The organism is Methylobacterium goesingense, assembly GCF_022179225.1.
Lineage (GTDB): Bacteria > Pseudomonadota > Alphaproteobacteria > Rhizobiales > Beijerinckiaceae > Methylobacterium > Methylobacterium goesingense.
On the sequence record NZ_BPQL01000244.1, the window covers coordinates 1 to 1,463 of the forward strand.

The window sequence follows — 1,463 nt, forward strand, 5'->3', positions numbered from 1 at the left end:
CCGCCGCACCGGCACGATCACCCTCGACGATCTGCCGATCACCGATCTGCTGCTCCTGTCCGGCCAGTCGAAGCTGCCGGTGGAGACCGACCTGAAGCTCTCCGCCAAGGCGGAGGTCGCCATCGATGCCGGCCGTATCGAGACCATGACGGCCGAGATCGGCACAGGCGGCGGCAATGTCCTCATCGAGGAGAAGGACTTCAACCCCGTCACCATCGATAGCCTGAAGGCCCTGGTGAGCTGGGACGAGGGCAAACGGGCGATGCGGCTCGACGGCCTCGACTATCACGGCGCCGGCAACGCCGTGCATCTCACCGGGACCTGGATCGCCGGCGCCTCCGGCTCGGACGCCGCCTGGACGCTGCAGCTCGCGGGCGAGAACGCTGTGCTGCGCGGCGCCAATGCGGCGGACCAGCCCGTCACCCTCGACGCGGTCTCGGCCCATCTCACCGGGAAGGCCGGCGGCGTCGTCATCGACGATTTCACCGTGAAGGCGGGTGCCGCCAGCGGGCAGATCACCGGCACGCTGGGCACCACCGCCGACGATGACGGCCTGACCCTGCGGATTCTCGCCGCCCGCACGGGGGCGCGCCTTGCCCTGCGGCTCTGGCCGGAGCACGTGGCGCCGCCCGCGCGCAACTACCTCGTGGACAACCTGCGCTCCGGCATCGCCGAAACCGTCGACATCACGGTGGACATGAGCGGCCCCGAACTCGCCGCCGCGACACGGGGCGAGCCGATGCCCGACAACGCCGTACGCATCGACTTCACGGTCTCTGAGGCCACCCTGGCGGTGGCGCCCGACGCGCCGCCCCTCACCAAGGGCCGGGTGACCGGCACCATCACCGGGCAAACCACCACGATCCGCAACGTCACCGCCGACCTGCGGATGCCGGACAACCGCACCCTCTCGATCGCGGACGGGTCCTTCGTGATCCCGAAGATCGCACCGGATTCGGTGGTGGCCCAGATCGGCCTGCGTCTTGGCGGCGGGGCCGATGCCCTGGTCTCGATGCTACAGACGAAGATGTTCAAGAGCCTGACCGGGCTCGACCTCGATCCGGCGCCGGTGAAGGGCAGCGCCGACCTGCGCATCGATTTTCCCCTCAACCTCAAGCACATCCCGGACCTGGCCGAGCTGCCCGTCGTGATCTCGGGTACGCTCACCGACATCGCCATGGACAAGGCTTTCGGCAAGGAGCGCCTGGAGGCCGGACGCTTCGTGGTCTCGTACGACCGGGGCGCATTCACCCTCAAGGGCGACGCGCGCGTGATGGGTTCGCCCCTGACGGTGGACCTGCGCCAGCCCAAGGCTGGGGCGCCGGGCGAGCTCAACGTCTCGCTGGCCCTCGACGAGGCCCTGCGGGCACGCAAGGGGCTGCCCGTCGCGCCGCAGCTCTCCGGCATCATTCCGGTCCGGATCAACGTGCCGTTCGGGCGTGGGGGCAAGCCGCCGATCCGCG

1 pseudogene is annotated in these 1,463 nt (G+C 69.9%); it reads left to right on the plus strand.

Features of this window, described 5'->3' with window-relative positions:
* Window positions 1–1,463: pseudogene (locus MFF30_RS25600) on the plus strand (YhdP family protein); the annotation flags it as partial.